The organism is Brucella anthropi ATCC 49188 (genome assembly GCF_000017405.1).
GTDB classification, from domain to species: Bacteria; Pseudomonadota; Alphaproteobacteria; order Rhizobiales; family Rhizobiaceae; genus Brucella; species Brucella anthropi.
The window spans coordinates 930,638-955,396 of sequence record NC_009667.1; the positions used below are offsets into that span (position 1 = coordinate 930,638).

A 24,759-nucleotide genomic window follows, 5' to 3' on the forward strand; every position below is an offset into this window, starting at 1 on the left:
TTGACAAACTTCTAACAAGGGCAAGGGAATTGGCGAAGTTGCACGGGATTTGAGCCCTTTGCCTTATTTGCTATTTTCTGAGTTTCATGCTTCACAAAAAAAGTGTCAATCGCTTGTTTTGAAACTTGCGGAGAAATCTAAACTAATAATTATAGGAGGCAGGAGCGAAGCTATGAGTATGTCCTTGCTACGTCAGCACGACGGCCCCGCCTTATCACCGATATCGCCTAAGCATGAGCTTGGAGCGTACGAGGCCATGTGGCTTGAACAGAGTGCTAGCTTTAGATCAATTGCGACGCGTTTTGCCGCGGACCCGACAGCAATGCCTTCGGATTTTGTTTCACCAAAGATCGCCGAACAATGCGCGGATGAAGTGTTCAAGCGTCTTAAGCAAAAAGGCGTTCATCACTTCGGTGTACGTATACACCACGCAGGAGATTATCCTCAAAAATTACGCGATGCCCGTCACCCCGTCGAAATGTTGTACTTTCAGGGGACATGGGAACTAACGGAAACACCGTCAGTTGCCATAGTTGGAAGTCGTAAAGCGTCTGATGACGGAAAGAAGCGGGCTCGTCAGCTAGCGCAGGGATTAGTCGCAGGACGGAGCGGTACGGGAAGCGACGGATACACAGTTGTTTCCGGTCTGGCTGCTGGTATTGACCGTGAAGCCCACGAAGCAGCGATAGCAATTGGCGGGCGGACAATCGCAGTGATTGGCACCCCATTGGGAGATTTCTATCCCAAGGAGAACAAGGCGCTCCAAGAAAAAATTGCTAAGGACTATCTCTTAATATCGCAGGTGCCTGTTCTTCGTTACGCACGTCAGGCCGTTCCTCAAAATCGCTTATTCTTTCCCGAACGGAACGTTACAATGAGTGCGTTGACTGAGGCGACAATTATCGTAGAGGCAGGAGAGACATCCGGAACGTTAACTCAAGCTCGTGCGGCCATACATCAAGGTCGAAAGCTATTTATTTTGAACTCTTGCTTTGAGCGTTCGGATATCACGTGGCCTGCGTATTACGAAAAGCAGGGCGCAATTCGAGTTAGAAATATCGACGACATTTGGAATAACCTTGGCCAATAATATCAAGCTCACCAGAATTGATGATAGCAATATCGGCGATCATTCATACTTGGTCGCTGACGATGAGTGTTATTTTCTATTAGAGTACACTTCTGGTAAAGGTTATAGCTATGGTAAAGCAAATAGCCTCATTTCCAATTTAAAGAAGAAACCTAGCCGAAGCAGTGCGGCTGAACTTCGTTATAAGAGCCGCGCAGTTGACGAATGCGCGATCCATTTTCGCCGATCCATCAATTTAGATTGGCTAGCAGAAGCAACCCTAGTTCCGGTGCCTCCATCTAAGACGGAGAGCCACCCGGATTACGATAATCGCATCACGCGTGTGTGTAAGGGGATTGCAACTGACTTGGACGTTAGGGAACTGGTGATCCAAACTTCATCCTTAACAGCGGCACACGAAGGACTACGTCACACCGTCGAGGACTTGCTTAACAATTACGAAATTAATGAGAAACTGGCTTCACCGACCCCGAAAAAGATTGCCATTTTTGACGATATGTTGACTGCCGGGGCCCATTATCGCGCGATGTGTTCGATACTCAATCGTAACCGCCCGATTGTTACCGTGGTGAATATGTCTTGAGGCGGGCGACGATCTCTTCGTCATCGACAAAGCATTCGAGGAATTCTTGCCATTTTGGACTGATTTACGGGCGTCAGCCAGCATCTGTCTTAGCTCATCAATGCCGTCGTCCGTCAGGGCGCTTGTAGACTGGTCGTCTCCGGTCACGACACTGATGATATTGCCATAGGTCAAGTTGTCATCATTGTAGATGATCGCCTGAAGAAGATCGACATCCTCTTCGAGCATTTCGGCGACATAGTCGAGCGTGTAAACAAATCTGACCGTGGTCATCAGGCTGCCTTTGCATGTTCAGCTGCGAGGGGCTTCCAATTCCACGGGAGCAACTCATCGAGCCGATTGATCTTGTGGTCGTGAATGCGGTCGAGCACATCGGCCAGATAAGCTTGCGGGTTGATGCCGTTCATCTTCGCTGTTTCAATGATCGTCATGGCGCGTGCCAAGGTTTCCGCGCCGGTGTCAGCGCCTGCGAACAACCAATTCCGGCGTCCTACTCCTATCGGTCTGAGGGCTCGTTCCGCAGCGTTGTTGTCCATGGCCACGCGTCCGTCCTCCAGGAACAGGCAGAGTGACGGCCATCTGCTCAGCCCATAGCGCAAAGCTTTCGCAAGTTCGCTTTTTCCCGGAATGCGAAGCAACTGCTTTTCTGCCCATGCGTGCAGTTCATCGATCTTTGGCTTGCTGTGCTTTTGACGCGTGGCGAGCCGTACATCGGCGGGCCGGCCTACAATATCCCGTTCGATATCATACAGCGCACCGATCCGATCGAGAGCCTCGCGCGCAATCCCGGATTTGTTCGCGGTCCAGATGTCATGAAAGTCACGCCGCCAATGCGCCCAGCATGAAGCTTCCCAGAACCGACGCTTTCCGTCCGATCCCGGCTCATATAGCTTCGTATAGCCTTTGTAGCCATCGGCCTGAAGAATGCCACTCGCCTTTTCGAGATGGCGATGAACGTGCTCTTCCTTCCAGTCGGGCGCGAAGTAATAAACCGCACCTGGTGGCGCACTACCTGCCCATGGACGCTGATCGCGGACATATGTCCAGATCCTGCCCTTCTTCACACCTTTGCCCAATCCCTTGTCGCGCAATGAGCGATCCAGCACCCGGATCGGCGTATCGTCAGCATGGAGGAGATCGCTTTTCATGATCTCAATCTCAATGCGCTCGATCAGCGGACGGAGCACCTGCATGGCACGACCGCACCAATCCACCAGTGTGCTGTCAGGTATATCGGCCCCCATCCGCGCGAATATCTCGTTGAGGCGATAGAGCGGCAGATGATCATCGAATTTGGAGACCAGAATATAGGCCAGAAGCCCGGCACCAGCCATACTGCCCGGTATCGGGCGGCTGGGAGCAGGAACCTGCACCATCTTCTCACAGCAACGGCATGACTTCTTTGGCCTGGCGATCTCGATGACCTTCATCGTCGCTGCGATCATGTCGAGGATTTCGCTGACATCCTCTCCAACAAAACGCAACTCGCCTCCGCACGCAGGACAGCAATGACCGGGATCCAGTTCACGACGTTCGCGAACAGCATTTTCCGACACACGTGGACGCCGACGTGATGACTTGGGCTTTAAAGTCTCCTCCGGACCGCAAGCCGTATCGTTTTCAAGCTCTTCGACGGGCCCGGCCTCATGCTCGGCGCTGGCAATCAACAGATCCTCCAGCGCCAGTTCCAGTTGCGCAATTTCCCGCTCGATTTTTTCAGAAGACTTGCCGAAGACCTGTTTCTTCAATCGCGCAATGCGTAGCCTCAGACCCTGGATCAGGTGATCGTGTGCTTTCAACGCCGCCGACATCTTCGCATTCTCCGCCTGCAAGGCGGTGATTATTGCCTTCAGAAAGGCTGGATCATCAGGAAAAATTGAGCTCGCATTCGACATGATCCTGACTAGCATAAGTCAGGACAGAACGCCATAAAAACAAGTAGTTTCAGTAAGATAAAATCAACCGACGCGGGCGGGCGGAGCACCCCAGTCCGGACGTCTCCAATCTATTCCTTCCCATAGCATCGCCAGCTGCGCTGCTGTCAGTCGAGCCGTCCCATCGGCCGCTGAAGGCCAGGGGAAACGCCCTTTCTGCAGGATTTTATAGTAAAGGCAAAATCCCTGGCCATCAAAATACAACAGCTTCACCCGATCACCACGCCGCCCGCGAAAGGCGAAGACAGCTCCACCTGTCGGCTTCTGGCGCAAGACATCCTGCGCCAACATCGAAAGGCCCTCAATACCTTTCCTCATATCTGTCACGCCGCAGGCAAGGTAAACCCGAACGCCAGTGCCCGGTCCAATCATGCCTGTTCCACCGTCCGGATGAGCCGTGCCAGCACCGTATCCTCCAGCGTGCTCGTGAAACGAAGGCTGCGACCGCAGCGCAAGTGCAATTCAATCATTGAGGACGAAGCATCAGCGTCATCGCTAACCCCAGAAGGGATCTGCTCACTACCCATATCAACAGGAAGAAATACGGCTTCCCGCGAAGAGAGCAGAAGACCCTTCTTCTTCAGTTCCCGTCGCCATGTGTAAATCTGCTGACGGGTCACATCGTACCGCTGAGCCACATCCGTGACCGTCGCACCGCCGATCCCAATCGACATGACGATATCCAGTTTCTTCTGATCGCCCCAGCGACGACGCCGTTCCGCGCCAAGAACCTCAACTCGCATCCAATCCTCGCATAAGACACGTCGCTAACGACGTCGTTAAACACGTGTCTTATGCCACGAGGCCTTGGTTCAAAAGGCGGCAGCAATCGGGACGTTACACTCAATCAGCGATTTCCGGGTGTAAGAACCGTGGGCTTTTTTGCTGCGCGAAGGATTTTTCCAAATCCGTTCGATGAATTTGATGACGTGTAATGCCAAGTTGTCCGCGGTGTCACGTTCATGTTGCATGGACTAGCGGTTTGTCTTGGTAAGTCGTTGATAATCAACAGCAATAAACTGCAACAAAACGCAACATAAAATTCTCTATGATAATCGCCAACTTATTGATTTTGTTGGTGATCCCGACAGGAATCGAACCTGTGACCTACAGATTAGGAATCTGTCGCTCTATCCTACTGAGCTACGGGACCAACCGATGAGCATTCGCCGGTGATTCCAGCATTGCGAATGCTTTCAGACACATACTGTTTTTCATGCTGGTCGCCAACCCCGCAAAAAGCGGGGCAGGCGGATTTATTCAGCTATCAGGCGGCAAGCGCCGTTTCCGCTACCGCTACAAAATAGCTGACGCCATAGGGAATGGCATCGTCATTGAAGTCATAGGCCGGATGGTGAAGGCCGGGCGTATCGCCATTGCCGAGGAAGATATAGGCGCCGGGACGCGCTTCCAGCATGTAGGAAAAATCTTCCGCCGCCATCATCGGCTCGACACTCTCATCCACTTTGCCTTCGCCCGCCACAGCGCTGGCGACGCGGGCGGCAAACTCCGTCTGCGCATCGTGGTTGTAGGTGACCGGATAATTGTTCTTGTAGCGCACGGTGATTTCCGCACCGGTGGCGGCTGCGATACCGGCGGCAGCTTCACGGATACGGCGTTCGGCAAAGGCGCGGGTTTCCTTCTTGAGCGTGCGGACCGTGCCCGACAGCGTCGCCTTTTCCGGGATCACATTATAAGCCTCGCCCGCAATGAACTTCGTCACCGAGATCACAAGTGAATCAAGCGGATCGACATTGCGCGAAACAATGCCCTGAAGGGCGATCATCAGCTGGGAACCTGCCAGAATCGGATCAATGGTGCGATGCGGCTGCGCTGCGTGGCCGCCGCGACCTGTGATGAAGAGATCGAATTCATCCGTCGCTGCCATGATCGGGCCTTTTCGCATCGCGAACTGTCCGACCGGCAGGCCCGGCATATTGTGGATGCCGTAGACTTCCGAAATGTTGAAACGGTCCATCACGCCGTCCTCGACCATGGCGAGGCCACCGGCGCCGCCTTCTTCGGCAGGCTGGAACAGAAGCGCGACCGAGCCGCGGAAATTGCGGGTCTCTGCGAGATATTGCGCTGCGCCCAGCAGCATTGAGGTGTGTCCGTCATGGCCGCAGGAATGCGCCTTGCCGGGATTTTGCGAGACCCATTCGACACCGCTCGTTTCGGTGATGGGCAGGGCATCCATGTCGGCGCGCAGGCCAATTGCCGGGCCATCGCCATGGCGACCCTTGATGATGCCAACCACGCCTGTGCGTCCGACGCCTGTTTCCACAAGATCGCAACCGAAGGATTTCAGCTTGTCTTCGACAAATTGTGCAGTTTCGTGCACGTCATAGAGAAGTTCAGGATTCTGGTGCAGTTTTCGGCGCCATGCGGCAATTTCCGCTTGCGTTTCAACGGCACGATTCAACACTGGCATTTTCTGATGGCTCCCCGGATTGGGCGTGATTTGAAGGAAACAGGATATGACGTTTCGGTGAAAGCGGGCAATCCCTGTTTGCCTTTTCATCGCCACATGGCATAGATAAAGAAAGCGTTAATCTCCCATTATAGAGCAATTCGAACCCGCAGAAGTTGCAGGCTATTTCGATTGGAACTACGGAATGATGTCGAAATCATTGAAAATCTGGTTTGCAGCTGTTGGCTTGTCCGCGACCGCACTGGCGTCCGCCGCCGCTAATCCCTCGATCGCAGTGGATGTGGCAACAGGCAAGGTCTACCAGCAGCAGGAAGCTTTTCAGCGCTGGTATCCCGCTTCCCTGACCAAGATGATGACGGCCTATGTGGCATTCCGTGCGCTTCAGTCGGGCCAGATGACGCTGGATTCGCCGGTGCGCATGACGGTCAACGCCGCCAAGGAACCGCCGAGCAAGATGGGCTACAAGCCGGGATCGGTCATGACGCTCGATACGGCGTTGAAGATCATGCTGGTTAAGTCGGCCAATGATGTTGCGGTGGCCGTTGCCGAGGCCGTGGGCGGAACGGAATCCGGTTTCGTGCAGCGCATGAATGCGGAAGCGCAGCGTATCGGTATGGTCGGCTCGCATTTCGCCAATCCGAACGGCTTGCATAATCCCAATAACTACACAACGGCTCGCGACCTCGCGGTTCTGGCCGTGCAGCTGCGCCGCGAATTTCCGCAATATGCGCATTATTTTGCGACCGAGGCGATCGATCCGGGCGCGGGCAAGAAAGTTCAGGCCAATTACAACATCCTGCTTGGCCGCTATGACGGGGCGGACGGGATGAAGACCGGCTTCGTCTGTGCATCCGGCTTCAATCTTGCAAGTTCGGCCACGCGCAACGGTCGGACCGTGCTGGCAATTGTTCTCGGTGCGGACCGGCAGGAAGCGCGCGCGGTTCAGGCAGCACAGCTGATGACTGACGCTTTCAGGGCAAATGCGAGCGGTGGCGCTACATTGGCGACCTTGCGCCCCGCAGCCGGCGGAAATCTCAATCAGGCCGTCGATATGCGCAAGGCTATCTGCAGCCAGCAGGCCATGGCCGATCGCTGGGACGGTCGCGATGTCGAGGGTAAGCTGAAAATCAATTCGCCTTATATCCATGCGATGGATCGCGATCCGGTTCCGGTTCGCGTCGGTCTGGTTTCCGAACCGGGTCCGACGACCCGCCCGAGCCAGCTCGACATTTCGCAGATTCCGGTGCCAATGCCGCGTCCGCAGCGTTCCGCCGGTGCCAATACCACCGCGATCAACTGATATGCCGAATCCCATTCCCGTTTCCGTGCTGACCGGTTTTCTTGGTTCAGGCAAGACGACGCTTCTCAACCGGCTTCTGAAAGATCCGGCGCTGAGCGATACGGCGGTCATCATCAACGAGTTCGGCGAGATCAGCATTGATCATCTGCTGGTTGAGCAGGCGAGCGAGGGCGTGATCGAGCTTTCCGACGGCTGCCTGTGCTGCACGGTGCGCGGCGAGCTGGTGGATACGCTGGCCGACCTGATCGACCGGCTCCAGACCGGGCGCATCAAGGCGCTGAAGCGCGTCATCATCGAAACCACCGGGCTCGCCGATCCGGCGCCGGTGCTGCATTCGATCATGGGGCATCCGGTGCTCATGCAGGCTTTCAGGCTGGACGGTGTTCTGGCGACCGTGGATGCCGTCAACGGCATGGCGACGCTCGACAATCACGAGGAAGCCGTCAAGCAGGCGGCAATGGCCGACCGCATCGTGCTGACCAAAACCGATCTGCCGGAAGCGCAGTCAGGACTGGCGGCATTGAAGGCGCGTCTTCATGCGCTCAATCCCGGCGCAGACATTCTGGAAGCTGGTGAACAGCGCACGGGTTATGCGGCGCTTTTTGAATGCGGTCTCTATAATCCGGAAACGAAATCGGCGGACGTGCAGCGCTGGCTCAAGGCGGAAGCCTATGAGGCCGGTTATCATGACCACTCCCATCACGGGCATTCTCATCATGGGCATGACCATGTATGCGGGCCGGATTGCGATCACGACCATCATCACCATGACGATGCGATCCGGTCCTTTTCGCTTCGTCACGATGCGCCGATCCCGCTATCGACCTTCGACATGTTCCTTGATCTTTTGCGCTCGACGCATGGCGAGAAGCTTCTGCGTGTGAAGGGCATCGTGCAGATTGCCGAAGACCCGGATCGCCCTGTCGTGATTCATGGGGTGCAGAAGATATTCCATCCGCCAGCGCGCCTGCCGCAATGGCCGCAGGATAAACGCGAAACGCTTCTGGTGATGATCGTGAAGGATCTGCCGGAAACCTATGTTCGCGAGCTTTTTGATGCGTTTTTGGGGCGTCCTGCGCTCGATAGGCCAGACCGTGCCGCGCTGATGGAAAATCCGCTGGCTATTCCGGGTTTTTCGCCCCGGAACTGATACTTATTTCTTTCGAATAAGGAAGCGATGCAACGTCCCTTGGTGCTCCTGTGCGACCAGGGCGTGGCCTTCCTGCGTGCAGAAATGCGGGATGTCGATGCCGGACAGCGGATCGGTCGCTTCCACCCAGAGAAGCGCTTCGCTCGGCATTTTTTCCAGACGATTGCGGGTTTTCAAAACCGGAAGGGGGCATTTAAGCCCCCTCAGGTCGTAGACAGGAATGTCATCCTGCAAGGCCATCAGTTCCCGATGATCTTCCACCATGGCTTCTTCGGTTCGGGGGCTGCGACAGCTGCCGGCTGTTCGACATTCTGCGCCACCGTGCTGGCCGTCGTCATCGGTGAGACTTGGGGTGAAACGGACTGAGCAGCCTGCGCTGCAGCCGGGTTTGGCTGTGGTGCGGGCACAGCTGCGGTCTGTGTCGTCGGCTGAGCCGGAACAGCAGCCGGTTGCGGCGTTGCAGCAATGGCTGTCGGCTGTGCGGCTGGCGTTGCCGGGCGAATGTCCGGTGCGCCCGCCTTTTCAGCGGAAGAAGCGGTGAGTGACGGCGGTTCCCGTGTTACCTTTTCGCCGCGTGCACGCGCAGCGCTCCAGGCGGAGACGAGCTTGGCTTCGGCGATGCCCTGAATAGACGGTGCCGGTGCCTTCTGGCTGGCGCTGAATGCCGACTGGTAGGTCTTTTCGTAAGACGCATAGGACATGGCCTCGCCGCCAGCCGATGGCGGGCAGGCGTCCGTTGCGGACAGAGGCTGGCCGTCCGGTGTCGCGACGTTGAACACATAGCGCTTTTCGCAGACATCGACCTTCGGCGGCACCTTGGTGACCTCGAAAGAGTCGTAGCCCTGCTTCAGCATCTTCCAGAAGGAATAATTCGGGTCGCTCTTGTATCGCGCCATGTTGGCAGCTGTCATACGGAACGGAAACGCCTGAATCTGGAAATCGCGCTGGCCGCCCTTGAAGGCGTCGCGACCGAAGGCGTAAATCTCGGCAACCTGTTCGTCGGTCATCGAGTAGCAACCCGACGACGAGCATGCGCCATGCACCATCAGGTGCTGGCCCGTGCGGCCATTGGCGCGGTCATAGGCGTTGGGGAAGCCGATGTTGAACGAGAGATAATAGCTCGAATTCGGATTCATCTGGGCGGGGCGGACGTTGTAGAAACCTTCCGGCGCCTGACGGTCACCCTCGATATATTTCGGCCCGAGCTTGCCCGACCATTTGCAGATGTCGTAGGACGCGATCTGGTCGTACTTGCCGTTGTTCTTCTGCTTCCAGACCTCGAGTGTGCCTTCTTCCTTGAAAATGCGTACCATGATTGGCGAGGTGCGGGTCATGCCCTTCGCCTTCATCTTGGCAACGACTTTCTCGGGAAGCGGCTTCTCGGCCCGGAGGCTTAGATCGGATACGGACGAACCCTGACAGCCGGCGAGGAGCGCGGTTGCCATTACGGAGCCTAGAATTGCGGTTCTGATCTTCATGTCGCATCGAGTCTGTTAGAGCTACGCCAGAGACTTTATGAGCAAAAGCCAATTTCCTGAACGTCGAATTTTAAAACCGAAACCTTACGGTATCGTTTATAAATCCTTGCTCAGATAGCTAAAGCGCGTCGCGTTCTATCATATCTTTGCGATGCGCTTTAGCTGTTTATTTTCTGGAGCATGTCGGTTCCGGAAAACCGGTTTCCACTTTTCCGCGACATGCTTTGAAATCCAGCGCGTCGGCAATATGGCCGAATTTGCAGCATGATGCAAATCCGGGAGGCGCGAGGCCTCCCGGACGGGTCTTCTTTTTGTTCTGAACCGCGCATCTTACCCCCGAAAACCGTATTACACTTTTCGGGATGCGCTCCAATTCGCGGTGAAAATCAGATGTTGCGGCCGATTTCGAGGAATTTCTGGCGGCGTTCCTGCTTCAGCGTTTCGCCGTCGATATCCTTCATCGAGCGCAGCGATGCTGTGATGATATCGCCAGCCGCATCGATGACGGCTTCCTTGCCGCGATGCGCGCCACCCATAGGTTCAGGAATGACACCGTCAATGACCTTCAGGTCAAACAGGTCCTGTGCGGTGATACGCATGCTTGAGGCGGCATCCTTGGCGCGGGTGGAATCGTGCCAGAGGATCGAGGCCGCGCCCTCTGGCGAAATGACCGAATAGATTGAATGCTCAAGCATATAGACGCGGTTTGCAACGGCGATGGCGATTGCGCCACCCGAACCGCCTTCACCGATGATGATCGAGATGACCGGGACGCGCAGCCGGAGGCATTCTGCAGTCGAGCGCGCAATGGCTTCAGCCTGGCCGCGTTCTTCGGCGCTGACACCCGGATAGGCGCCTGCCGTGTCGACAAAAGTGATGAGCGGCAGCTGGAAACGGTCCGCCATTTCCATGATGCGGACGGCCTTGCGATAGCCTTCCGGACGGGCCGAGCCGAAATTGTGCTTCAGGCGCGTCTTGGTGTCGGAACCTTTTTCCTGCCCGATGATCGCAACGGCCTGACCGTTGAAGCGGCCAAAACCAGTCTGGAGAGCTTCGTCATTGGCAAACTTGCGGTCACCGGCGAGCGGAGTGAATTCGGTGAACAGCCGGTCAATATATTCCAGGCAATGCGGACGGTCCGGATGGCGGGCGATCTGCGTCTTCTGCCACGGGGTCAGCTTGCGATAGATGTCCTTCAGCGCATCGGCCGAACGCTTCTCGAGGCGACGAATCTCGTCGCTCATCTCGACGCTGCCTTGTTCCTGTGCGAGCTTCTTCAGCTCCAGAATCTGGCCTTCGAGGTCGGCGACGGGTTTTTCAAAATCGAGATAGTTGTACATCGGGCCTGACTGTTCGTGCGTTTTCCAAAGGGATTAGCGCTATTGCGAGCCTGAAAAAGGCTGTTTTACGGCGCTTTACATATTCACTACTGGCTCATCTTGCAAATTTTCGACTTTCTCATAACCGGACAGAGGCTAATCGGCAAGCGGATGATGCTCGCTGACAAGCTTATGCAGTCTTTCCTCCAGCACATGCGTATAGATTTGCGTCGTTGAAATGTCGGCGTGGCCGAGCAATTGCTGCACGGTACGCAGATCGGCACCGTTCTGCAGCAGATGGCTGGCAAAAGCATGGCGGAGCACGTGCGGTGAAACGGCTGCCGCCGATAATCCTGCCCGTGCGGCAAGCCCCTTCAATTCGCGGGCAAAAACCTGACGCGCCAGGTGGCCGCTTTCCGAAAAAGCCGGAAACAGCCACGGATTGTCGTCGCTGCCAGGCAGGGAATCCCGCAAGGCGAGAAAGCGCTGCAGCGCCTCACGTGCCTTGGGCGAAAGCGGAACCATACGTTCTTTGGAGCCTTTGCCGCAAACCAGCAGGAAGCGGTGGTCGATGCGCGCAACGCCGACCGGCAGGCCGACAAGTTCGGAAACGCGCATGCCGGTGGCATAAAGTGTTTCAATGAGAGCGTGAAGACGCAGCGCCTTGAAGCGCTCTGCCGGTTCCGCTTCTTCGCTGGTTTCAAGTGCTGCGCGGTCGAGTAGTTTTGTGACGTTCTCAACGCTCATGATTTTCGGCAAAGGCTTCTGCTTTTTCGGCGCATCGACCGTGCCGGTTGGATCGTCCTGCCGATAACCTTCCGAATAGAGAAAGCGGAAGAACTGGCGTAGCGCCGACAGACGTCGGGCTTGCGATGTTGCGGCAAAACCTTCCGTTGCCATGGCATCGATGGCGCTGCGAATATGGTCGGCTCCCGCTTCGGCAAGATTGACGCCTCGGGCCGACAGCGCCTCTGCCACCGCCTCAAGATCGCGCCGGTAGGATTCAAGCGTGTTTTCCGCCGCGCCGCGTTCGGCGCTCATCATTTCCAGAAAGTTCTCGATCGCCAGTGATGCGCGCATTGTCATTCCTGCGGTGTCTGCGGCGATTGGGGCGCCGTATCGGCGGTCTCCGCAGGGGCAGGCTCGGCTGCGGGAGCTGACGGAGGCGCAATCGTGACCGGTTTCAGCTTCGAAGCCGGTATTTCGACGGTGATCTCGCGTGTGTCCGGCTCAACGAAATTGGCAAGTGCATACATCGCGCCATAAACGACGGCGGCGACAAGGGCGAGAAAGAGGACGAGGCGCGTTAGCGTAGGCATTCATCTTTTATGCTGTGGCATTGGGACGAAAGCAAGGAGGAGGAATGAAAGAGGAGACAAGAGCCCAATCATGCAAAAAAGCCTTGCTTGCGGCCATGCACGCCCTGAAAACCAATCAAAGCAATTGACGCCGCCCTGTTTTTCATGTGGAACCGGAGCAAATGGACGAGGTCAATGAGCAGCACGACAAAACAAAACAATCTACATGAGAAAGCGGAGCTGATCCGCGATCTTCTCGGTTCGAAAGTCGTGGTGCTCGTGGGGCTGATGGGTGCAGGCAAATCCACCGTCGGACGCAAGGCTGCAGCCTTGCTCGGCCTGCCGTTTCGCGATGCCGATACGGAGATCGAAGCGGTTTCCCGCATGACCATTCCTGAATTGTTTGAAGCATATGGCGAGGTCGAGTTCCGCGATCTCGAACGTCGCGTCATCATGCGCCTGCTCGAAGACGGACCGATGGTTCTGGCCACCGGCGGCGGGGCCTATATGAATGCCGAAACACGCGCGGCAATCGGTCGTGCAGGTGTTTCCGTCTGGCTCAATGCGGAAATCGATATTCTGATGGAGCGCGTATCGCGCCGCCAGAACCGCCCGCTGCTGAAAAACAGCGATCCGCGCGGCGTCATGCTGCGGCTGATGAATGAACGTTATCCCGTCTATGCGTTGGCCGACCTTCAGCTGATGACGCGGGATGACAAGAAGGAAGTGATCGCTGCCGAACTGCTCGATGTTCTGGCGGATCATCTCGAAAGATTAGAGGCATAATCGGTCCGGTAGAACAAGCCACCGATGTCTTCGCCGCATGTATTGGAGACTACGCATGAACGCGCCTTCCATCGCCCAGGATGTTACGACTGTTCCCGTGTCGCTTGGCAACCGCTCCTACGATATTCTGATCGGCAAGGGGCTGGTGGATCGTGCAGGCGAGGAGTTGGCGAAGCGTCTGAAAGGCGTGCGCGTGGCGGTGGTGACGGACGAAAATGTTGCCAAGGCTCATCTGGAGCGCCTGACAGCAAGCTTCGCCAAGGCCGGTGTCGATGTGACGCCGGTGATTGTTGCACCGGGTGAAAAGTCAAAATCCTTCGGCACGCTGGAAACCGTCACCAATGCCGTACTGGCGGCGCGTCTGGAGCGTGGCGACGCGGTCGTGGCATTTGGCGGCGGTGTGGTTGGCGATCTTTCGGGCTTCGTCGCCGGTATCGTGCGGCGTGGTATGAATTTCGTGCAGATGCCGACCTCGCTCCTGTCGCAGGTGGATTCCTCGGTCGGTGGCAAGACCGGGGTCAACACGGCACATGGCAAAAATCTCGTCGGTGTCTTTTATCAGCCGCAGCTGGTTCTGGCCGATACGGAGGTTCTCGATACGCTGAGCCCGCGTGAATTCCGGGCCGGTTATGCCGAAGTTGCGAAATACGGCCTGATCGACCGCCCGGATTTTTTCGAATGGCTGGAACAGAACTGGCAGGAGGTCTTCTCCGGCGGCGCGGCACGGACGCAAGCCATCGCTGAATCCTGCCGTTGCAAGGCAGCCGTTGTTGCGCGCGACGAGCGCGAAACCGGTGACCGGGCGCTTCTCAATCTCGGCCATACTTTCGGTCACGCGCTGGAAACGGCAACGGGCTACGATTCGACCCGTCTTGTGCATGGTGAAGGTGTGGCTATCGGCATGGCGCTGGCCCATCGCTTTTCGGTCAAGATGAACCTGTGCGGCATCGAGGATGCGGAGCGTGTCGAAGCGCATCTGAAGGCGGTCGGCCTGCCATACAGGCTGTCGGATGTTCCGGGCGGGTTGCCACCGGCGGAAAAGCTGATGGATTATATTGCGCAGGACAAGAAAGTGGCGCGTGGTGCGCTCACCTTCATCCTGACGCGCGGCATCGGCCAGTCCTTTATTGCCAAGGACGTGCCGCCAGCCGCCGTGCTGGGATTTTTGAAAGAACGTCTGGAAACGAAATAATACCAAGTCTCGGTGAGTTTGGCTCATCAAGACTTGGTTAAGCCCGTGCGGCGATTGAGCAACTTCAGGGCGTGATGCGTCAGCATCTTAGCGCCCTGCTATAAGAGGATAAGGCGGATGGCTTTCGAGCTCTGGGTTATGTGCGGCATCATCCTGCTCTGCGTCATTCTCTCAGCATTCTTTTCCGGGTCCGAAACGGCGCTGACGGCGGCGTCTCGAGCCCGGATGCACACGCTCGAACATAATGGCGACGAGCGCGCAGGGCTGGTCCAGCGCCTCATCAGTCGTCGCGACCGGCTGATCGGTGCGCTTCTGATCGGCAACAACCTCGCCAATATTCTGGCGTCCTCCATTGCTACCAGCATCTTTTTGAACCTGTTCGGCGATGCGGGCGTTGCTTATGCCACGCTGGCAATGACGGTCATTCTGGTCATTTTCGCGGAAGTGCTGCCGAAATCCTGGGCGATTTCCGGTCCAGACCGGTTTTCGCTTGCCGTTGCACGCGGCGTGTCGCTGGTCGTCCTGATCCTCGGCCCGATTTCCAGTGCGGTGAACCGCATTGTGCGCGCGATCCTGAAGCTCTGTGGCATCAATCTTGCCGCCGGTCGGTCCATGTTGAGCCCGCAGGAGGAATTGCGCGGTGCGGTCGAGGTGCTGCATCGCGACAAGTCGCTCATCAAGGAAGATCGTGACCAGCTGGGCGGCCTGCTCGACCTCAAGGAGCTGGAAGTCAGCGACGTCATGGTGCACCGGACCTCGATGGGCACCGTCAATGCCGATGCTCCGGCGGATGAGATCGTGCGCGATATTCTGGCCAGCCCGCATACACGTATGCCGCTCTGGCGCGACGATATCGATAATATTGTCGGCATTATCCACACCAAGGACCTGCTGCGCGCGCTTTACGACGTCGACAATGATTTCAAGCGCATCGACATCATGAAGGTTGCGCGCAAGCCGTGGTTCGTGCCCGACACGACCACGTTGCAGGACCAGCTCGACGCGTTTCTCCGCCGGAAGGCGCATATTGCCATCGTCGTCGACGAGTATGGTGACGTGCAGGGGCTGGTGACGCTTGAGGATATTCTGGAAGAAATCGTCGGCGATATTGCCGACGAACACGATATCGAAATCCAGGGTGTTCGCCTGCAGCCGGATGGTTCGGTGATTGTCGACGGATCGCTGCCGATTCGCGATATCAACCGCGCGCTTGACTGGTCTTTGCCGGATGAGGAAGCGACAACGATTGCCGGTCTGGTCATTCATGAGACCCAGACCATTCCCGAAGTGAAACAGGCTTTCACCTTTTACGGGAAGCGCTTTTCCGTCCTGAAGAAGGAAAAGAATCGCCTGACACGGCTGCGCATCGTGCCGCTTGATGCCGATGGAAAGCCTGCGCCCATAGTTGCGGCGCTGCCGCGCTGAAAGCTATCGCGGGAGCAGTTTCCACCTAACACTTTGTTTCTGAATATTTTAATCCCAGACTAAAGCCAGTTTTCGGCCGGAAAATCTGGCCGGGCTGGCGTTGTTTTTTCCGGTTTCTTGTGCGCGTTTCAGTATTAAATATAAGTAATAATAAAACGATATTATAGTATAATATTATTCTAGTCTAATATATGGCGGATACAACTACTGGTAATAGAAAAAAATTCATTTGAAATTATTGAAAATATACGCTTCTATACAATAGTTTTTCGCAACAATAAGGCTACTAATAATCCGGTGGCATCCATTATATATGACTTATGTTTGGATACGAAAACTACGGAGAAAATCGCCTACGACCTGTTTTACAATTAGAGAAATACAGCCTTGGTCTATTGGTACTTGCACTAGATACTATTCTGGAATTTCTTTTCTCCGCAAAGTTCGAACTACCTGGTCTATATTACAAAGGCGCCCTTTCGGGCGCCTTTGTAATATAGACCAGGGTTTACGCCGGATCTGATCAGGGGAAGAGACGTTCCCGTCTGGGACGGCATGTCGAGCCCGGATGCCAAGTGATGGGTAGTCGTGAAGCTGCTCAGCGCCGCGTTGCTTCGCCAGGAGCGGAAGGCTCCAGTGCAAGTGCATGGACGCCGCTATCCAGTTCTTCCTTCAAAAGTTCATTAATGGCGCGGTGGCGCTGAATGCGACTCATTCCGGCAAAAGCTTGGGCAACGATACGGATGCGAAAGTGTGTTTCGCCGGTGCCGTCATAGACTTCATGATGTCCGCGCTCCTCGTGATGATGCCCGGCGTGGAGATGGCTTTCATTAATGACTTCAAGCCGTTCGGGAGCGAAAGCCGTGGTCAGTTTCGCTTCCATCGCGCTTTGTTTGCTATTGTGAATGGACATTTGGACCACTTCTCCCCATATAGACGCTGTGCCTCATATAACGTTGCTTCGGCAGCAAAAGGTGGGGCAAATCCGCACAGGAAAGCAACCTGCTTCAAAATTTCGCCCAGTTGAAATGGCCAAAAGCCAGACTGGACGAAATGTCAATTCTTGTTCAGCAACTCATAATCCGCATAATTCGATTCGATGACAACGAACTCAAAATTTTTCGACAGTATCCGCATCAAGCCCAAGAAGACCGCGGAAGCCAAGGCTTCGGGGCCTTGCTGCCAGTGGGACGGGTGCGACAAGCCAGGCACGCATCGCGCGCCTGTCGGACGCATGCGCGAAGGTGAATATTTCCGCTTCTGTGTTGATCACGTGCGGGAATATAACAAGAATTTCAATTACTTCTCTGGTCTTTCCGACGGCGACATCGCGAAATTCCAGAAGGATGCGATCACGGGTCATCGCCCGACATGGTCGACGACGGCGAACTCCACCGCCAAGCCGCGCACGTCGCCCGACATGGCGAAGGTACGTTCCGGTTCGGCTTCCTATCACAACCGCATCCGCGATCCCTTCAACCTTTTCAAGGAAGCCAAGGGACATGCGCCGGGCCAGAAAGCGCAGCGCAAGCCGCGTACGCTTGAGATAAAGGCGCTGGCGACACTCGGTCTTGAACCAAATTCGACTGGCGATAAGATCAAGGCGCGCTATAAAGAGCTGGTAAAACAGCACCATCCCGATGCGAATGGTGGTGATCGCGGATCGGAAGAAAGATTTCGCGATGTTATTCAGGCTTATCAATTGCTCAAGCAGGCAGGTTTTTGCTAAAGCCTGTTTGGGTCTGAAAGGCCGACTATGGGGCTGTCGCCGACAGCTCCGACGGACATTCTTCTGCCGCGCGATTGCGTGGACGCAAGCACGGATGCCCGCAACGAATTACGGAAGGGGCATACCGTCCGGCTCGCCGGAAAAACATGCCCACGGGTGAAAGTTGCCGGTCGGTAGCTTGCCGGTATTAATTCGCGGCCGGTCGCTGCCTGCCGCTCTGGAGGCATGATGAACAAGGTTGAGCGGGATATAGCCAATTTGCCGGATACAACGGTTTCGGTGCGCGAAGTGTTCGGGATCGATTCCGACATGACGGTGCCAGCCTATGCGGCAGGCGATTCCTATGTGCCGGAGCTTGATCCGGATTATCTTTTCGACCGTCAGACGACGCTCGCGATCCTTGCAGGCTTTGCCTATAACCGCCGCGTGATGGTTTCCGGTTATCACGGCACCGGCAAGTCGACCCATATCGAACAGGTCGCAGCCCGCCTCAACTGGCCTTGCGTGCGCGTCAACCTCGACAGCCATGTCAGCCGTATCGATCTCGTCGGCAAGGATGCCATCGTCGTGAAAGACGGCATGCAGGTCACCGAATTCAAGGACGGCATCCTGCCCTGGGCCTATCAGCACAATGTGGCTCTCGTTTTCGACGAATATGATGCGGGTCGTCCGGACGTGATGTTCGTGATCCAGCGCATTCTGGAAACTTCGGGCCGTCTGACCCTGCTCGACCAGAGCCGCGTTATCCATCCGCATCCGGCTTTCCGTCTGTTCGCCACTGCCAACACCGTTGGCCTCGGTGACACGACCGGCCTCTATCACGGCACCCAGCAGATCAACCAGGCGCAGATGGACCGCTGGTCCATTGTGACGACGCTGAACTATCTGCCGCACGACAATGAAGTGAACATCGTTCTCGCCAAGGCCAAGCATTACCAGAATGCCGAAGGCCGCGAGATTGTGAACAAGATGGTGCGCGTGGCCGACATGACCCGTCAGGCCTTCATCAATGGCGATCTCTCGACCGTCATGAGCCCGCGTACGGTCATCACATGGTCCGAAAACGCCGCGATCTTCAACGATGTCGGCTTTGCCTTCCGCCTGACCTTCCTCAACAAGTGCGACGAACTGGAACGCCCGATTGTGGCCGAGTTCTATCAGCGCGCTTTCGGCGTTGAGCTGCCCGAATCGGCAGCGAATATCGTTCTCGCTTGATGCGGAAGAAGCCTGCCGCCTGAGCGTGTCCGGCGGCAGCGCACTGTCTGATGCGGGGGCGATGAGCTTCGCCCTTGCTTGAAAGCGAAGTCAGGATAGGCATATGTCGGGCCAGAAGTCAGGAATAGGCGATAATTCGCGCGAGCGTAAACCGGGGCCGGTGGATTCCGAACCGTTCAAGCGCGCTCTAACGGCTTGTGTCCGTGCCATTTCCGGTGAGCATGAGCTGGAAGTGGCGTTCACCAACGACCGCCCGGCATTAAGCGCCAATCGCGCCCGTCTTCCCGATCTGCCGAAGCGCCCGACTGCGCACGATATCGCCGTCACCCGTGGCCTCGGCGATTCCATGGCGCTGCGTCAGGCACGTCACAATCCGCGCATTCACGCGGCCCTTGCCCCGGAAGGAAAGCAGGCGCGCGCGATCTACGACGCTGTCGAGCAGGCGCGTGTGGAAGCCATCGGCGCCCGCGCCATGGCAGGCATGGCGGATAATCTCACCACCATGCTTGCGGACAAATATTCGAAAGCCAATTTCTCTGCAGTTACCGCCAAGGAAGACGCGCCGCTTGAGGAAGCCGTATCGCTTCTGCTGCGTGAAAAGCTGACCGGACGGTCCGCCCCTGCCGAAGCCGGACAGGTGCTCGAGCTGTGGCGCGAGTGGATCGAGCAGAAGGCCGCAGCCGACATTGCGCGGCTTGGCGACAATCTCGAAGACCAGCAGGCCTTTGCGCGCACGGTGCGTGACATGCTCGCCTCCATGGATATGGCGGAGGAGCTGTCGCAGGAAGAACCGAGCGACGAAGAAGAGCAGAACGACGAGCAGACGCCGGATTCCGACGAGAACGAGGAAGGTGGCGACGAGAGCCAGGAAGGTTCCGATTCCGCTGAAAGCGAAGAATCCGACAGTTCGAGCGATGAAGGCGAGCAGGGCGAAATGGATGCCGCCGATGCTTCTGCCGACGACATGGACGACAGCGACGATATCGACGCGGAAACGCCGGGCGATACACGCCGTCCGAACCAGCCTTTCGCCAATTTTGCCGAACATGTCGACTACAAGGTCTTCACGCGAGAGTTCGATGAAGAGGTTGAAGCGGTTGATCTTTGCGACGAGGCGGAACTAGACCGCCTTCGCAGCTTCCTCGACAAGCAGCTTGCCAATCTGCAGGGCGTGGTGGGGCGTCTGGCCAACCGCTTGCAGCGCCGTCTGATGGCGCAGCAGAATCGCTCCTGGGATTTCGATCTGGAAGAGGGCTATCTCGATTCGGCTCGTCTGGTGCGCATCGTCATTGATCCGACGCAGCCGCTTTCCTACAAGCAGGAGCGCGATACGGATTTTCGCGATACGGTCGTGACGCTGGTTCTGGACAATTCCGGCTCCATGCGCGGCCGTCCGATCACGGTCGCCGCGACCTGCGCGGACATTCTTGCCCGCACGCTGGAGCGTTGCGGCGTGAAGGTGGAGATTCTCGGTTTCACCACCAAGGCGTGGAAGGGTGGCCAGTCACGCGAAGCGTGGCTTGGACGCGGCAAGCCTGCCAATCCGGGTCGCCTCAATGATCTGCGCCATATCGTCTACAAGAGCGCCGATGCGCCCTGGCGGCGGGCACGGCGCAATCTCGGCCTGATGATGCGCGAAGGCCTGCTGAAGGAAAATATCGACGGTGAGGCGCTGATCTGGGCGCATCAGCGGCTGCTGGCGCGTCCCGAGCAACGCAAGATCCTGATGATGATCTCGGACGGCGCTCCCGTCGACGATTCGACACTTTCCGTCAATCCGGGCAACTATCTCGAACGCCATCTGCGCGCCGTGATTGAAGAGATCGAAACACGCTCTCCGGTGGAGTTGATTGCAATCGGTATCGGCCATGATGTCACGCGCTATTATCAGCGTGCTGTCACCATCGTTGATGCGGAAGAACTGGCAGGCGCGATGACGGAGCAGCTCGCCTCGCTGTTCGAAGAGCAGGGTGCTGCAGCCTCGGGCAGGGGACAGCGCCGCGCTGGCGGACGATAAAAATCAGGGATAGAAAAGGGCGCTTGAAGCGCCCTTTTTCATGCCTGCTGTTTGGTTGCAGCCAGAACGATTTCGCGTATGCACACGCCCTGGGGCTGTTCATAGGCATAGAGAATGGCGCGGGCCACATCGTCGGCTGAAAGCACAGGCGCGCCCATTTCTTTCTTCCATGCTTCGTAACCGGCCTTGATACCGGCGTCGCTGGTATGGCTCAGAAGTTCCGTTTCCACGGCGCCTGGCGCGATCGTCACGACACGGACATTATGTGGCGAAAGTTCTTCGCGCAGGTTTTCCGACATGCCGTGCACGGCGAACTTCGTGCCAACATAGGCGACATGATTGGCGAAGGTCTTGCGGCCAGCCACCGAGCTGATGTTGATGATTGTGCCGTGCTTGCGCGCAGCCATGCCAGCGGAGACAGCATGAATGCCGTTGAGAAGGCCTTTGACATTGACCTCCAGCATCCGGTCCCATTCATCCGGGTTCTGCTTGCTCACTTCACCCAGCAACATCACACCGGCATTATTGATGATAGCATCGGCAGGACCGAACATGGCTTCGGCTTCCTGGACGGCTGCCACAAGCGCCTTCCGGTCAGTGACGTCGACGGATTTGCAGAGCGTGTCTGGCAGGTTGAGCTTTTCCATCGCGTCCAGTCGGCGCGCCAGAAGCAGCAATGGATGACCGCGATGGGCAAACATTTTTGCAGTGGCAAGGCCAATGCCCGAGCTTGCGCCGGTAATAATGACGAGTGGAAGTTTTTCCTTATTCAAGGACATCTAATCAATCCTTACCTAAATATAAATATAGTCAACCGAAACAGGAAAGCCGACGCCTGAATAATTTCAGGCGTCTTTTGCTTTCTATACGTAATATAGAAATCCGTTCCGATAAAGAAAGACCGCAGGAAAAAGCTGCGGTCTGTCGGAAAGCGGTTCATACAGGGGATATTTATTGAGGAAAACCGGTTTTCGTTGCGTTCAACGGATCGTGAATCCTCGAGAATATCAGCCAGCGTTTGTCCGGTTTGGCGCGTAAAGCGTCGGGGCAAAGACGGCGAGGATTGCGCCATAGGGGATCAGCATCAGCGTTCCCATAATGACCTTCACGAAGAAGTCGCCGAAAGCAAGCGAGGCCCAGAGCGGCACGCCAAGGCCGAGGAAGGATGCAGGTTCGGCAAGCGACGAATCGGGCATTCCGGTCAGCCTGTCGATCCAGGCGAAACCGGCTGCGAAGGCAATCGAGAAGAACAGGATTGTATCGAGCACCGAACCGAACATGGCGGCAGCAAAGGGAGCCTTCCACCAGGTCTTGCGACGCAGGCGGTCGAAGACTGTGATGTCCATCAGCTGTGCGAGAAGGAAGGCGGAGCCGGAGGCAATCGCGATACGCGGCGTGGCGAGCCAGACCGACATGATGACGCCAAGCACGAAACCGGCATAGACGACCTTGCGCGCAGCAGCGGGGCCGAAGCGGCGATTCGTCAGGTCATTGACCAGAAAGGCGATGGGGTAGGTGAAGGCGCCGTAGGTCAGCACTTCACCGAGGCCGAAATGCTGGAATGGATACTGGACAAGTATGTTCGACGCGGCAACCGCCACGCACATGGCCAGTATCGCAGGCATAAGCCGGGAATAAGAAGGTGTCTCGATTGACATTTTTTTATCCTGGGTGATGGAACCAGCAAAAAAGGCCGACAAAAGCCGGCCTTTTTTGTCGAAATTTTTGGCCGGAAGCTTAGGCAGCGACTGCTGCTTCAGCCTGCTTCTTTGCGATCTGACGCTTCAGCAGGCGAGCGCGCTGCGAAAGTTCCTTGTCGTCAGACTTGACGAGGAACGCATCGAGACCGCCGCGATGTTCAACCGAACGCAGAGCGTTGGCGGAAACGCGCAGGCGATAGCTCTGGCCGAGCGTTTCGGACATCAGCGTAACATTGCAGAGGTTCGGCAGAAAGCGGCGACGCGTCTTGTTGTTCGCGTGGCTGACATTGTTGCCGTACTGGACCGACTTGCCGGTCAATTCACAAGCGCGGGACATTTTGGTCTCACCTTCAATTACGTTCTTCAGGCCCCGACCCGAATGTCCGAATTCAAGCAATCAACGCAGTTTGATGCTGCTGGCGCGCGATCTCGGACAGGCGGCCTATTGGGAAAGTCGCGTTTCTATAGTGACAGCAGCCGTTGCAGTCAAGTGAGATTCCGTATCCATCGCGCAAAGACGCGGTTTTCCGGCTTTCGCACGGTCTTCGCGAAAGCTTGCGATCATAACTTCGCCAGTTTTGCTTGGCTTACACAGATACTGTATCGAAGAATCCCACGCAACTTTTGGGCGTTTCAATGTGGTTGAAAACCATCAGGAGACGACCAGGCGAAAAACAAGTCGCAAGATAGGATAAAGCGAATTTGCTTTGAGTTTTTGTCTTTACGCATGTCTTTATGGAAAACGGTCTCTCTCTTCCACGACGTGCTTTAGCGAAAGGAATGCGCGCATGATCGAACCGTCGCATGAGTTGAAGCCCGTCTGGCAGCGGCTGGCGCATTATGGTGTGTTGACCTTTGCGGGCCTGATCCTTGCGGGATTAACGATTGCTAGCGGGCCGGCCAGGGCCAACGATCTTTATCGGACCGAATACGATATTTCCATTTTCGGACTTTCGATTGCGCGGTCTGCCATAGAAACCACGGTCAATGGCGCCAATTACAATCTCAATGGCCGTTTTCTGACTTCCGGTCTGGCGCGTGTGTTCGACGATACGGACGGCACCGTGCACGTTACCGGGAGCGCCGTTGGGGGCAAGGTCGTGCCGAAGAGCTTCGATCTCGCCTATAAGCATGGCCGCAAGAACAAGAGCACGACGATCCGCTTCGCCAATGGCAATGTCGTCGCGGCGGAAAACCAGCCTCCGGTGAAAAAGCGCGACCCGTGGGTGGAAACATCACCGCAGGACCTTCTCAATGTGAGCGATCCGCTGAGCGCGCTCATGATACCTGCAAAGAACGGTCGGGCGGTCTGTGACCGGTCGCTGAGCGTTTTCGACGGTCAGACCCGCGCGGAGATCAAGCTTTCCTTCAATGGCACCGAATCGTTCACGACCGACGGCTTTACCGGCGAATCGGTCGTCTGCTCGGCAAAGTTCGTTCCGATTTCCGGATATCAGAAGGGCAAGAAGGCTATCGATTATCTGAGCAATCGCAGCCGGATCACGATTTCCTTCGCATCGCTTGGCAATTCGGGCATCTATGCGCCCGTCGTGGCGCGAATCGGCACGCAGATCGGCACGCTCAAGATCGAAGCCACCCGTTTTTCCAAGGTGAACTGACCGGCAGCCGGTCCCAGTTAATGCTTCGGGTGCACGCATTCCTCATGGTTGCCGAGGATTTCGATCACGCGGCACTGGTCGATGCGGCCATGTGCAGTGCATTCCAGCATGCGCTGCAATTCGGTTTTAAGCGACAGCAGTTTTGCGATGCGGTGTTCGACATCGCTCAAGCGTGCGCGTGCAATGGCGTCGGCCGCCGAACATGATTGGTCGGGATTATCCTGAAGATCAAGAAGCGTGCGGATCGCATCCACCTCGAAACCCAGATCGCGTGCGTGGCGAATGAAAAGCAGCCGCTGGACATCCTGCCGGTCATAGAGGCGGCGATTGCCATCAGTGCGCGGCGGTGAGGGTAGCAGGCCGATCTGCTCGTAATAACGAATCGTCGGCACTTTGACGCCGCTCGCTTTCGATGCTTCTCCGATCGATACATTCATGATCATTTTCCGCTTGCTCCTCTAGTCACTAGAGGATGTAGACCTTGCTCAACACA

26 protein-coding genes, 1 tRNA gene and 1 pseudogene are annotated in these 24,759 nt (G+C 56.4%); 12 read left to right on the forward strand and 16 right to left on the reverse strand.

Annotated elements, in window-relative coordinates:
- The first annotated feature begins 172 nt into the window (after positions 1-172).
- Both OANT_RS04635 and OANT_RS26695 read left to right on the forward strand, forming a co-directional pair.
- A complete protein-coding gene (locus tag OANT_RS04635) occupies positions 173-1,090 on the forward strand; it encodes a DNA-processing protein DprA (protein ID WP_040129075.1) in 918 nt (305 codons plus the stop codon).
- The gene (locus OANT_RS26695; protein ID WP_012091108.1) at positions 1,080-1,673 is read left to right on the forward strand and encodes a hypothetical protein; all 594 of its coding nucleotides are present in this window, start codon (positions 1,080-1,082) and stop codon (positions 1,671-1,673) included. Before OANT_RS04635 ends, OANT_RS26695 begins: the two co-directional genes overlap by 11 nt.
- On the opposite strand, the pseudogene OANT_RS27095 reads toward OANT_RS26695, so the two are convergent.
- The 6 genes and pseudogenes from OANT_RS27095 to OANT_RS04670 all read right to left on the reverse strand — a co-directional run bounded on the left by OANT_RS27095 (position 1,651) and on the right by OANT_RS04670 (position 6,038).
- Positions 1,651-1,946, reverse strand: a pseudogene (locus OANT_RS27095) (hypothetical protein). The gene OANT_RS26695 and the pseudogene OANT_RS27095 sit on opposite strands and share 23 nt — an antisense overlap.
- Positions 1,946-3,568: an IS66 family transposase gene (gene tnpC / locus OANT_RS04650; protein ID WP_041545003.1), complete on the reverse strand. Its 1,623-nt coding sequence runs from the start codon at positions 3,566-3,568 to the stop codon at positions 1,946-1,948. Before tnpC ends, OANT_RS27095 begins: the two are co-directional and overlap by 1 nt.
- Positions 3,569-3,631: 63 nt before the next feature.
- Positions 3,632-3,979: an IS66 family insertion sequence element accessory protein TnpB gene (gene tnpB, locus OANT_RS04655; RefSeq protein WP_011982990.1), complete on the reverse strand. Its 348-nt coding sequence runs from the start codon at positions 3,977-3,979 to the stop codon at positions 3,632-3,634.
- Positions 3,976-4,350, reverse strand: a complete 375-nt coding sequence (tnpA, locus tag OANT_RS04660) for an IS66-like element accessory protein TnpA (protein ID WP_011982989.1) — start codon at positions 4,348-4,350, stop codon at positions 3,976-3,978. Before tnpA ends, tnpB begins: the two co-directional genes overlap by 4 nt.
- A 333-nt stretch (positions 4,351-4,683) precedes the next feature.
- Positions 4,684-4,760 (reverse strand) — tRNA-Arg (locus tag OANT_RS04665).
- Between the two features lie 114 nt (positions 4,761-4,874).
- Complete coding sequence (locus tag OANT_RS04670) at positions 4,875-6,038, reverse strand: M20 aminoacylase family protein (RefSeq protein WP_012091109.1); 1,164 nt, start codon at positions 6,036-6,038, stop codon at positions 4,875-4,877.
- Between the two features lie 184 nt (positions 6,039-6,222).
- Between OANT_RS04670 and OANT_RS04675 the strand changes: the two genes are divergently transcribed.
- Together OANT_RS04675 and OANT_RS04680 are read left to right on the forward strand one after the other, a co-directional pair.
- Positions 6,223-7,338 (forward strand): D-alanyl-D-alanine carboxypeptidase family protein, encoded by a 1,116-nt coding sequence (locus OANT_RS04675; RefSeq protein ID WP_012091110.1) that lies wholly within the window; start codon positions 6,223-6,225, stop codon positions 7,336-7,338.
- A gap of 1 nt (position 7,339) precedes the next feature.
- The gene (locus tag OANT_RS04680) at positions 7,340-8,488 is read left to right on the forward strand and encodes a CobW family GTP-binding protein (protein ID WP_012091111.1); all 1,149 of its coding nucleotides are present in this window, start codon (positions 7,340-7,342) and stop codon (positions 8,486-8,488) included.
- A 3-nt stretch (positions 8,489-8,491) separates the two neighbouring features.
- On the opposite strand, the gene OANT_RS04685 is transcribed toward OANT_RS04680, so the two are convergent.
- The 5 genes from OANT_RS04685 to OANT_RS04705 form a co-directional block, all read right to left on the reverse strand.
- Positions 8,492-8,749 carry a sulfurtransferase TusA family protein gene (locus tag OANT_RS04685; protein ID WP_036596460.1) on the reverse strand — a complete coding sequence of 86 codons (258 nt, stop codon included), beginning with the start codon at positions 8,747-8,749 and terminating at the stop codon, positions 8,492-8,494.
- Positions 8,728-9,966, reverse strand: coding sequence for a L,D-transpeptidase family protein (locus OANT_RS04690; RefSeq protein ID WP_010657620.1), 1,239 nt, complete (start codon positions 9,964-9,966; stop codon positions 8,728-8,730). The genes OANT_RS04685 and OANT_RS04690 overlap by 22 nt, the downstream gene beginning before the upstream one ends.
- Positions 9,967-10,352: 386 nt before the next feature.
- A complete protein-coding gene (locus tag OANT_RS04695; protein ID WP_010657619.1) occupies positions 10,353-11,306 on the reverse strand; it encodes an acetyl-CoA carboxylase carboxyltransferase subunit alpha in 954 nt (317 codons plus the stop codon).
- Between the two features lie 135 nt (positions 11,307-11,441).
- Complete coding sequence (gene xerD, locus OANT_RS04700) at positions 11,442-12,365, reverse strand: site-specific tyrosine recombinase XerD (protein WP_012091113.1); 924 nt, start codon at positions 12,363-12,365, stop codon at positions 11,442-11,444.
- 2 nt (positions 12,366-12,367) lie between these two features.
- Positions 12,368-12,604 (reverse strand): hypothetical protein, encoded by a 237-nt coding sequence (locus OANT_RS04705; RefSeq protein WP_012091114.1) that lies wholly within the window; start codon positions 12,602-12,604, stop codon positions 12,368-12,370.
- Between the two features lie 174 nt (positions 12,605-12,778).
- Between OANT_RS04705 and OANT_RS04710 the strand changes: the two genes are divergently transcribed.
- The 3 genes from OANT_RS04710 (at position 12,779) to OANT_RS04720 (ending at position 15,986) form a co-directional block, all read left to right on the forward strand.
- Positions 12,779-13,369, forward strand: coding sequence for a shikimate kinase (locus OANT_RS04710; RefSeq protein WP_010657616.1), 591 nt, complete (start codon positions 12,779-12,781; stop codon positions 13,367-13,369).
- Between the two features lie 55 nt (positions 13,370-13,424).
- Positions 13,425-14,561: a 3-dehydroquinate synthase gene (gene aroB, locus OANT_RS04715; RefSeq protein WP_012091116.1), complete on the forward strand. Its 1,137-nt coding sequence runs from the start codon at positions 13,425-13,427 to the stop codon at positions 14,559-14,561.
- A gap of 117 nt (positions 14,562-14,678) precedes the next feature.
- Positions 14,679-15,986, forward strand: coding sequence for an HlyC/CorC family transporter (locus OANT_RS04720; protein ID WP_010657614.1), 1,308 nt, complete (start codon positions 14,679-14,681; stop codon positions 15,984-15,986).
- Between the two features lie 598 nt (positions 15,987-16,584).
- Here the strand turns inward: OANT_RS04720 and OANT_RS04725 are convergent.
- Positions 16,585-16,899, reverse strand: coding sequence for a BolA family protein (locus tag OANT_RS04725; RefSeq protein WP_010657613.1), 315 nt, complete (start codon positions 16,897-16,899; stop codon positions 16,585-16,587).
- Between OANT_RS04725 and OANT_RS27340 the strand changes: the two genes are divergently transcribed.
- The 4 genes from OANT_RS27340 (at position 16,892) to cobT (ending at position 20,947) form a co-directional block, all read left to right on the forward strand.
- Positions 16,892-17,089 carry a hypothetical protein gene (locus OANT_RS27340; RefSeq protein WP_080514313.1) on the forward strand — a complete coding sequence of 66 codons (198 nt, stop codon included), beginning with the start codon at positions 16,892-16,894 and terminating at the stop codon, positions 17,087-17,089. The two genes, OANT_RS04725 and OANT_RS27340, sit on opposite strands and share 8 nt — an antisense overlap.
- The gene (locus OANT_RS04730; protein WP_010657612.1) at positions 17,086-17,715 is read left to right on the forward strand and encodes a J domain-containing protein; all 630 of its coding nucleotides are present in this window, start codon (positions 17,086-17,088) and stop codon (positions 17,713-17,715) included. Before OANT_RS27340 ends, OANT_RS04730 begins: the two co-directional genes overlap by 4 nt.
- Before the next feature lie 228 nt (positions 17,716-17,943).
- On the forward strand, positions 17,944-18,930 hold the full coding sequence (gene cobS, locus OANT_RS04735; RefSeq protein WP_010657611.1) for a cobaltochelatase subunit CobS: 987 nt from the start codon (positions 17,944-17,946) through the stop codon (positions 18,928-18,930).
- 103 nt (positions 18,931-19,033) lie between these two features.
- Positions 19,034-20,947: a cobaltochelatase subunit CobT gene (cobT, locus tag OANT_RS04740; RefSeq protein ID WP_012091117.1), complete on the forward strand. Its 1,914-nt coding sequence runs from the start codon at positions 19,034-19,036 to the stop codon at positions 20,945-20,947.
- Between the two features lie 38 nt (positions 20,948-20,985).
- Here the strand turns inward: cobT and OANT_RS04745 are convergent, their stop codons facing one another.
- From OANT_RS04745 to rpmB, 3 genes are all read right to left on the reverse strand, one after another.
- Positions 20,986-21,726: an SDR family oxidoreductase gene (locus OANT_RS04745; protein WP_012091118.1), complete on the reverse strand. Its 741-nt coding sequence runs from the start codon at positions 21,724-21,726 to the stop codon at positions 20,986-20,988.
- Positions 21,727-21,954: 228 nt separating this feature from the next.
- Complete coding sequence (locus tag OANT_RS04750; protein WP_012091119.1) at positions 21,955-22,605, reverse strand: queuosine precursor transporter; 651 nt, start codon at positions 22,603-22,605, stop codon at positions 21,955-21,957.
- A gap of 79 nt (positions 22,606-22,684) precedes the next feature.
- Positions 22,685-22,984 (reverse strand): 50S ribosomal protein L28, encoded by a 300-nt coding sequence (gene rpmB / locus OANT_RS04755; RefSeq protein ID WP_010657607.1) that lies wholly within the window; start codon positions 22,982-22,984, stop codon positions 22,685-22,687.
- Positions 22,985-23,435: 451 nt separating this feature from the next.
- On the opposite strand from rpmB, the gene OANT_RS04760 reads away from it, so the two are divergent.
- The gene (locus OANT_RS04760; protein ID WP_012091120.1) at positions 23,436-24,266 is read left to right on the forward strand and encodes a DUF3108 domain-containing protein; all 831 of its coding nucleotides are present in this window, start codon (positions 23,436-23,438) and stop codon (positions 24,264-24,266) included.
- Positions 24,267-24,283: 17 nt separating this feature from the next.
- Here OANT_RS04760 and OANT_RS04765 read toward each other — a convergent pair whose 3' ends face one another.
- Entirely contained in the window at positions 24,284-24,709 is a 426-nt protein-coding gene (locus OANT_RS04765; RefSeq protein WP_012091121.1) for a MerR family transcriptional regulator, read from the reverse strand.
- Positions 24,710-24,759 lie beyond the last annotated feature (50 nt).

What these genes read in the sequence shown, in the direction of transcription:
- OANT_RS04635 (WP_040129075.1), top strand. Translation starts at nt 173, where the DNA reads ATGAGTATGTCCTTGCTACGTCAGCACGACGGCCCCGCCTTATCACCG.
- tnpC (WP_041545003.1), bottom strand. Translation starts at nt 3,568, where the DNA reads ATGTCGAATGCGAGCTCAATTTTTCCTGATGATCCAGCCTTTCTGAAG.
- tnpB (WP_011982990.1), bottom strand. Translation starts at nt 3,979, where the DNA reads ATGATTGGACCGGGCACTGGCGTTCGGGTTTACCTTGCCTGCGGCGTG.
- tnpA (WP_011982989.1), bottom strand. Translation starts at nt 4,350, where the DNA reads ATGCGAGTTGAGGTTCTTGGCGCGGAACGGCGTCGTCGCTGGGGCGAT.
- OANT_RS04670 (WP_012091109.1), bottom strand. Translation starts at nt 6,038, where the DNA reads ATGCCAGTGTTGAATCGTGCCGTTGAAACGCAAGCGGAAATTGCCGCA.
- OANT_RS04675 (WP_012091110.1), top strand. Translation starts at nt 6,223, where the DNA reads ATGATGTCGAAATCATTGAAAATCTGGTTTGCAGCTGTTGGCTTGTCC.
- OANT_RS04680 (WP_012091111.1), top strand. Translation starts at nt 7,340, where the DNA reads ATGCCGAATCCCATTCCCGTTTCCGTGCTGACCGGTTTTCTTGGTTCA.
- OANT_RS04690 (WP_010657620.1), bottom strand. Translation starts at nt 9,966, where the DNA reads ATGAAGATCAGAACCGCAATTCTAGGCTCCGTAATGGCAACCGCGCTC.
- OANT_RS04695 (WP_010657619.1), bottom strand. Translation starts at nt 11,306, where the DNA reads ATGTACAACTATCTCGATTTTGAAAAACCCGTCGCCGACCTCGAAGGC.
- xerD (WP_012091113.1), bottom strand. Translation starts at nt 12,365, where the DNA reads ATGCGCGCATCACTGGCGATCGAGAACTTTCTGGAAATGATGAGCGCC.
- OANT_RS04705 (WP_012091114.1), bottom strand. Translation starts at nt 12,604, where the DNA reads ATGCCTACGCTAACGCGCCTCGTCCTCTTTCTCGCCCTTGTCGCCGCC.
- OANT_RS04710 (WP_010657616.1), top strand. Translation starts at nt 12,779, where the DNA reads ATGAGCAGCACGACAAAACAAAACAATCTACATGAGAAAGCGGAGCTG.
- aroB (WP_012091116.1), top strand. Translation starts at nt 13,425, where the DNA reads ATGAACGCGCCTTCCATCGCCCAGGATGTTACGACTGTTCCCGTGTCG.
- OANT_RS04720 (WP_010657614.1), top strand. Translation starts at nt 14,679, where the DNA reads ATGGCTTTCGAGCTCTGGGTTATGTGCGGCATCATCCTGCTCTGCGTC.
- OANT_RS27340 (WP_080514313.1), top strand. Translation starts at nt 16,892, where the DNA reads ATGGACATTTGGACCACTTCTCCCCATATAGACGCTGTGCCTCATATA.
- OANT_RS04725 (WP_010657613.1), bottom strand. Translation starts at nt 16,899, where the DNA reads ATGTCCATTCACAATAGCAAACAAAGCGCGATGGAAGCGAAACTGACC.
- OANT_RS04730 (WP_010657612.1), top strand. Translation starts at nt 17,086, where the DNA reads ATGACAACGAACTCAAAATTTTTCGACAGTATCCGCATCAAGCCCAAG.
- cobS (WP_010657611.1), top strand. Translation starts at nt 17,944, where the DNA reads ATGAACAAGGTTGAGCGGGATATAGCCAATTTGCCGGATACAACGGTT.
- cobT (WP_012091117.1), top strand. Translation starts at nt 19,034, where the DNA reads ATGTCGGGCCAGAAGTCAGGAATAGGCGATAATTCGCGCGAGCGTAAA.
- OANT_RS04745 (WP_012091118.1), bottom strand. Translation starts at nt 21,726, where the DNA reads ATGTCCTTGAATAAGGAAAAACTTCCACTCGTCATTATTACCGGCGCA.
- OANT_RS04750 (WP_012091119.1), bottom strand. Translation starts at nt 22,605, where the DNA reads ATGTCAATCGAGACACCTTCTTATTCCCGGCTTATGCCTGCGATACTG.
- rpmB (WP_010657607.1), bottom strand. Translation starts at nt 22,984, where the DNA reads ATGTCCCGCGCTTGTGAATTGACCGGCAAGTCGGTCCAGTACGGCAAC.
- OANT_RS04760 (WP_012091120.1), top strand. Translation starts at nt 23,436, where the DNA reads ATGATCGAACCGTCGCATGAGTTGAAGCCCGTCTGGCAGCGGCTGGCG.
- OANT_RS04765 (WP_012091121.1), bottom strand. Translation starts at nt 24,709, where the DNA reads ATGATCATGAATGTATCGATCGGAGAAGCATCGAAAGCGAGCGGCGTC.